This window comes from Streptococcus merionis DSM 19192 (assembly GCF_000380085.1).
Taxonomy (GTDB): domain Bacteria; phylum Bacillota; class Bacilli; order Lactobacillales; family Streptococcaceae; genus Streptococcus; species Streptococcus merionis.
In genome coordinates this window covers 380,560-387,334 of the sequence record NZ_KB904538.1, presented here as the reverse complement: position 1 = coordinate 387,334, position 6,775 = coordinate 380,560, and the positions used below count along the sequence as shown (strand labels likewise).

At 40.1% G+C, this 6,775-nt stretch carries 5 protein-coding genes; 1 reads left to right on the top strand and 4 read right to left on the bottom strand.

Annotated elements, in window-relative coordinates; genetic code table 11:
• From A3I5_RS0101860 to A3I5_RS0101850, 3 genes are all read right to left on the bottom strand, one after another.
• Positions 1-1,352, bottom strand: a 1,352-nt coding sequence (locus A3I5_RS0101860) for a Cna B-type domain-containing protein (RefSeq protein ID WP_026216872.1), incomplete at its 3' end; no start/stop codon positions are given.
• 701 nt (positions 1,353-2,053) lie between these two features.
• Entirely contained in the window at positions 2,054-2,689 is a 636-nt protein-coding gene (locus A3I5_RS0101855; protein WP_018372920.1) for an MBL fold metallo-hydrolase, read from the bottom strand.
• Positions 2,690-2,815: 126 nt separating this feature from the next.
• On the bottom strand, positions 2,816-4,051 hold the full coding sequence (locus A3I5_RS0101850; protein ID WP_018372919.1) for an aminopeptidase: 1,236 nt from the start codon (positions 4,049-4,051) through the stop codon (positions 2,816-2,818).
• 444 nt (positions 4,052-4,495) lie between these two features.
• Here A3I5_RS0101850 and A3I5_RS0101845 point away from each other — a divergent pair, with 444 nt between their 5' ends.
• Positions 4,496-5,062: a DapH/DapD/GlmU-related protein gene (locus tag A3I5_RS0101845; protein ID WP_018372918.1), complete on the top strand. Its 567-nt coding sequence runs from the start codon at positions 4,496-4,498 to the stop codon at positions 5,060-5,062.
• A gap of 296 nt (positions 5,063-5,358) precedes the next feature.
• Here A3I5_RS0101845 and A3I5_RS0101840 read toward each other — a convergent pair whose 3' ends face one another.
• Entirely contained in the window at positions 5,359-6,621 is a 1,263-nt protein-coding gene (locus A3I5_RS0101840; protein ID WP_018372917.1) for a threonine/serine exporter family protein, read from the bottom strand.
• Between the last annotated feature and the right edge of the window lie 154 nt (positions 6,622-6,775).

Here is a 6,775-nt window from a genome sequence, read left to right as displayed (position 1 = left end):
GTCTCTGTCGTTGGGGCTTCCGTGGTAGTGATGGAAGCTTGATGAGTGTTGGTAATCACAAATCCATTGTCAGCGTCACCTGTGATATTTGTTTCATAGCCCTCAACTTTTTCTTCTTCAATAGTGTATTTAATTTTCAAAGGATAATTTATTTGAGGAAATGACGGATGACCAGCGTCAAAGTCATCACCTGCGTCATCATCGTTATCATTCATCTCATCATTATCAGCTGCGTCAGCACCGTTATCATTGGTTTCATCATCTTCGAACCATTCTCTTCGCTTTCCGGGACCGGTAACAAATTCATCTAGATCTTCAAAGGTATGCTTCCAACCAGTTTTCTTGGTTAATTTAATGGTTTGCACCTTTTCTTTTCGGGTTACAACTTCAAAGTCCCCTTTTTCATTGCTCCATTGTCGCGTTGGATATTCTTTATATAGGCTTACTGTTGCAGATTCCCCTTCTTTTCCAACCCATTTCTTTTTTACTGGGATATCAATCACAGACTTATTGATGATATAAAGGAATCCCTCTCCATGGTCTTCATATTCTGTTCTATAGCCTTTTACTTTATCTTCTTTTACCGAGTACTTTATCTCACGGCCGTCCGTTTGGTTAAATATTAGAAGGTCTTTAAAATCATATCTCCAGTTATTTTCTTTTGATAAGGTCCCCTTATCAATCTCTTTACCGTCTGCAAACAAACGAAATTTGATCGAATCTGGGATTGGATTCTTTGACAATTGGTTCTTTTCTCCTAAAGCAGGTAAACCACTAGAAGCACCTTCTGAATGCATTACCGCCTCAGGACCAGGTGCATCTTCATTCCAATACTTTACAACAGAGATATCTCTTTTAAGGATACAGGTATTTGTAATGACAAATCCATTTTCCATATCACCAGTAATCTTGCTTTTGTATATCTTCCTGTCATATTCATCCAGCTCTTCTTTGACGGTATAGATGATTTCTTTCCCGTTGTCGTCATATTTGGGTAGACCTTCAAAGATATGCTTCCAAACCTCGTTATCTTGTTCCCATCTTTTAAGTGTTACCTCATCTTTTTCCACACCGTTTGCCAAAAGCTTTATTTTAATATCATATCCAGTCGGACCAATCCATCTTTTTTCTACCGGAATAGAAATCTTCTCTTGATTATCTCCGTCAGCCGCTCTTCGTGACCTCTTATTTTTTACAGTATGGCCCCTATCTGGACTACTCTTTAGAGTTTCTTTAAGCTTGTAAGTGACGGTAGATGAGACAGCTTTTTCTTTGGCATAAGCATGATCAAGCCCAGTCAGTGTGGTAAAGACTATTAACAAAGCAATTAAAGATCTAATAATTTTCTTCATTTTTCATCCTTCTGTTATTTAAAATTAAAACTTACTCTTCACGATTGCTTCAAAATAGGATATTCTTGAAGCAATCGTAAAAAAATATCTTTCAAACCAGTTTACTATTTTACCATAAATTGTCTGTATCATCCATAGCTATATATGTTTTTTTGTAAATTTTATCACCCTTTCATTATAAATAAGGCCTGAGTGGACTCCATGATTCAGGTCAAACGCCTAACATAAATCGTTCGTTTACGTTTAATGATAGTGATTATAAGAGCCTGTATTCACAGCTAAGCACTTTCACTCACTACTTCTAACATACCATCAGTGTTCTTTCAAAAGCTAGCTCGATGCTCAAAAAAGATTTCCTGAATCAAAATGTTTTATAGGTGAATTCAAGCTCCTACAAAAAGAAGTCGACTCAAGAAGTCGACTCAAAAAATTATTGCTACCTGCAATCTTTCCTTTGATACAAATGTTTCAATCAACTGTAGTAGCAAGACTATCTTTATTGAACACTAGCTACTGATCAAGAGTTTGCCATTGCCTGTCATTAGGATGTTAAAAATCATCAGAACATCAAGGATTGTACAGTGATAGGCCTCTTTTGAGTAGACTTGTTCAGGCTATCATTGTAAGGTTTCACTATTACAATTGACTGTTTAGATGATGGGGAAACTGACTTTTAAAATATTTTCTTTTTATAAATAAGTCTAGTGAAACCAGGGGTTGAATGTCTTTTCATGGGCAATTGTTGTGTTCTGACCATGCCCAGGATGGACAGTATAATGTTTTGGAAGTGTAAAGAGATGTGTGATAATACTCTCTTTCAACTGACTTAACGATCCGGTAAACAAGTCTGTTCGACCGATGCTTTCTCTAAACAGAGCGTCTCCTGTGAGGACGCAATTTTCCTGCTCAAATACAAAGGATACCCCGCCGATAGAGTGCCCAGGAGTCGGTACAACGGTAAATTCAAAACCTTCCAAATTGTAAGGCTGCTGAAGGTCAAATGTTTTGACGGGAGCTTTGATGATCACATCTGCCATATCATCGTGACGGGACAGCCCTGACAAGTTGAGCTCAGGAGTCACTAGCCAATCTTTTTCTTCCTCGGCGACATAAATATCGGGTTGTCCAAAGGCATCGTAAATAGCATCTAAGCTCATAATGTGATCATAGTGAGTGTGGGTCAGCAAGATAGCTACTACAGGTTTGTTCAACTGATTTAACTTATTTTGAATCGTTTGGCGATTACTACCTGGGTCTACGACAAGCACATGGCTATCGTTTTCCAGAATGTAGGTGTTTTCGCGAGCAACGTCATTGACAATTTTGATAATGTTCATGAGGAATTCTCCATTTTCAGAAAAATGATTAAAAGAGGTAGGAGAAAATCTCCTCCTCTTTTTAGCTGGAACAGTTTAAGGGAAAGCCTAGCGTTTTCAGTGTTGATTGCCAATCACATTGGCGCGTTAGAATGCCCAATTACCATTACGAAAGACGGGTTCACGTGTGCCGTCTTCAAGGATCCCGTCGATATCCATATCTGCACAACCAATCATGAAGTCAACATGAGCAGCTGATTGGTTAATACCTGCTGCAGCAACTTCTTCAGGAGTCATGTCACCACCGCCCTCGATGTTAGTCGGGTAAGCGGCGCCAAGTGCGACGTGGTTAGCAGCATTCTCATCGTAAAGGGTATTGAAGAAGAGGAGCCCTGAGTTTGAAATCGGTGAATCATGTGGTACGAGAGCCACCTCACCAAGGAAGCGTGAGCCTTCATCCATTTCAAGCAAGTTCTTCAAAACATCGTAGCCCTGTTCGCATTCAAAGTCAACGACAGCGCCGTCCTTAAAGTGCAATTTGAAGCCGTCAATGATATTACCTTGGTATGACAACGGTTTTTTATTAGATACATAGCCGTTAACGCCTGTTTTTTCAGCAGCTGTGAAGACTTCTTCGGTTGGCATATTTGGTACAAAAGCAGTTCCTTTTTCGTTGTAGCCGCCAGCTGCGATCCAAAGGTGTGTCTTTGGTAACTCAATAGTCAAGTCGGTGCCTTCTGCAGTGTAGTGGAGGGTTTTGTAGTGCTTGTCATTGAGGTAAGTCGCTTTTTCACTGAGACGGGTGCGATGTTCTTGCCATTCTTTGACAGGGTCTTCTACATTGATGCGAGTTGCTTCTAGCATAGCATCTAAAAGCTTGGCAACAGCTGTCTCTTCGTCAGGCTCGTCTGGGAAGACCAATTTTGCCCAGGCTGGTGAGGGATAAGCAGCGATAGTCCATGAGTTCTTATCTGACATGACACGTGAGCGGTAGTAGGTCATTTTTTCACCAGTTACTTTAGCGGCAGCCGCTAATTTTTCTGAATCAATGCCAGCCAAAAGGTCAGGTGCAGATGAGTTAATACGGATCAGAACCACATTATCATCCAAGTAAAAGTTAATCTCATCAATGACATGCTGTGGTAATTCTGAGTAGTATTCTGTTGTTTTGTATTCAGCATGCAAACGCGTGATAGCATCATCGGTCAATTTAACATGAACGTCAGAAGCGCCAAGTTTGTAAGCTTCTTCAACCACGAGACGGGTCAGTGGAAGAGAGTCGGTGCTACAATTGATCCAAACACGTTGGCCGGGTTGTATGTTAGCACCTACCTGAGTGATAGCTTGCGCATATTTTCGTAAACGATCGTCGATAGTTGACATAATAATCTCCTTTTCGGCAAAGCCTTTTTCAATTGATACATCTTTCATTTTAGCATATTAACCATATTTTTTCAGATATTGCAATCGTTTTTTACTTAACTTTAAGGCTTGATCGAAGCGGTCAATGTTATAAAATTGATAAGAAATCTTGGAGATTAAAACAAGTAAGGTATTTTATAAAAAACGAACCATGAGTAGCGGAAAATTAGACTTAGAATGTATGAGTACAGATTCTGACAATGACGAGGCTCTTCATCGGCATGCTTTTTGGAAATAAAGGTGCCCTCCTCTGATTCAATCAAGGTTCTGACGAGAGAACTACCATTATTAGCTAAGATGCTTAACAATGGCTAAAAACGATAATTGAACATCTTTGATAACTATTTGTAATTAAAGAGGATTTCTTCTATAATCTTCTTAGAACCTATTTTTAAGGAGAGTTTTATGTTTACCAATCCCTACCCAATCAATCAGCTTATCGAGAAAACAGATGCTGCTTTTATCGCCATCCATGAACAAGTTAAGGATAACCAGCAACATGCTTTAAAGTTGCAAAATCCACTGACTAGCTCACAAGAGATTCGAGAAATTTTTGAAACCTTAACTGGGGACAGTCTGGACGACTCAGTATCTATCGCTTTACCTTTTTATACGGATTTTGGTTCTCACATCCGTCTTGGAAAGAATGTTTTTATCAATACTGGTGCTATGTTTGTTGATTTGGGTGGTATTATCATCGAAGATGATGTGCTGATTGCGCCCTTTGTTAAGATTGCCTCTGTCAATCATCCAGTATCACCGAAGAAGCGTCGCGGTGTTATTTTAAGCCCTGTCCACATTAAGAAAAATGCTTGGATTGGTGCTGGTGCGACTATTTTACCAGGTGTCACGATTGGAGAAAATGCCATTGTCAGCGCAGGAGCAGTGGTGACCAAGGATGTTCCAGCAAATACCATTGTTGCAGGAGTTCCTGCGAAAGCTATCAAGACCATTGATGAGGACGAGGTATAAAGTCCTATCCTGACAGTAAAAGCAGTGTCTTAAGGCCTGCTTTTACACTATCTATCATGAAGCGTGGAGAAAAGTTATAGTTCTTAGTGGGGGGTTAGCCATTAGACTTGTTCGAAAACTCGTTGAAAGGCTATTCCTTTAATAGATTATCGTTCTCAGTTTTCAAATTGTTGCTGCAACCAGCTCCCTCAGGCGGTAGAAAAGTCTGAACTCTGAAACCTCTTTTCGTTTCCGAACAAGTCTATATTAATTCGTCATCTAGCTTGTAAAGATAAATTGAAAGAGAAAAGCCCTTTCTAGGCTTTTAAATCTTTTGAACGAACGGTATTGCGAATAAAACGTTTCATGGATACTTGCTGAACAATGGTAATCGCGATGGTGATTGTAAAAGCTGTGATAAAGCTACTTTGCAGGTGTTCAATAGCTAACACTTCAGATCCTGTCAGGAAAAAATAGATGCCTCGGTAAAAACTCAGTCCAGGAATCAAGGGAAACATGCTGGTTGATAGAAAAATAGTTGCAGGACTCTTTCGTTTAATGGCTAAAATTCTGGATACAGCTGCTACGAGAAGAGCCGGTACAAAAACAGCCAAGGCTTCTATCTGGAAAAAATGCCAGAGAATCCGATAAAGACCCCATGTGAGTCCACCTAAAATCCCTAAATCAAGGAAGTGGCGTTTAGGTGTCTGGTAAAGAATGGAGAAGGCAACTGTCCCGAATCCAGCAGATAGAATCTGTACAAGGAGTTTGACAGGTGTCACTTCTGCTTGTGTAAAGGTACTAGTCATCTGGTCTGCAAAAGGCAAAAAAGCAATTGTAACAGCCACACCAGCAGAGATAGCACTGCAAGTCAAAAGAGCCGACATGGATAAGGACAAGCCTGTAAAATAATTATTCTGTGAGAATTCCCGAATCGCATTAACGAAGAAAGCGCCAGGAATCATGACCATGAGTGTCCCAAGAATTATCAAACTGCGATGCTGCCCCAATCCTCCAAAGTAGAGGAGATTAGCAATCAATGCTACAAAGCTTGCCCCAAAGATATTAAGGAGAAAGCGTGTCTGAATATAAGGGGTAATCATTTGAAAAAAACAGCCTAGAAGAGCGCCGGTCAGTGCAGAAGCTAGTGAATCGCCAGCAGTGCTTCCAAGCGCTAGGGAGAAGCCACCAGCTCCTGCAAAATAAGCTAAAATCACCTGCCAATCAGAGTGGTAATGGCTCGTCTCAATGTTTTGAAGTTCCTGATAGAGGCTGGGAATATCGTAAGATTTGTGTTGAGATAAATTCCGAGAAAAGGTGTTGACAGCTTCAAGACGGCCAAGGTTAATGCTAGTTTCGGCAACAGTCATCGTCCGAGACTCTGATATCCCTTTTGTGTTAAGGGCAGAAGTCACAATTGCTCGATTCACAACGTAGGTTCCAAATTGGTCTAATTCTAAAACCTCAGCCATTCGAGTCATCGTTTCCTCAACACGGTAAATTTCAGCACCACTTTCCAGAAGAATTCTACCAGCTAGAAGTAGAAGATCCATTTCAGAATGCTTTGTCTCTTTTTTCATCGTATCTCCATCAGAATCATTATTTCAAGAAAAAACTAACTTAAACTACGCAATTGACGTGCGCGCCTAGATTCTTCTATGACTTACTATCATTATAAAAGGTAATGTTGTTTTTGACAACATCAGATCGTAAAATTGATTAATCCTTAGCACA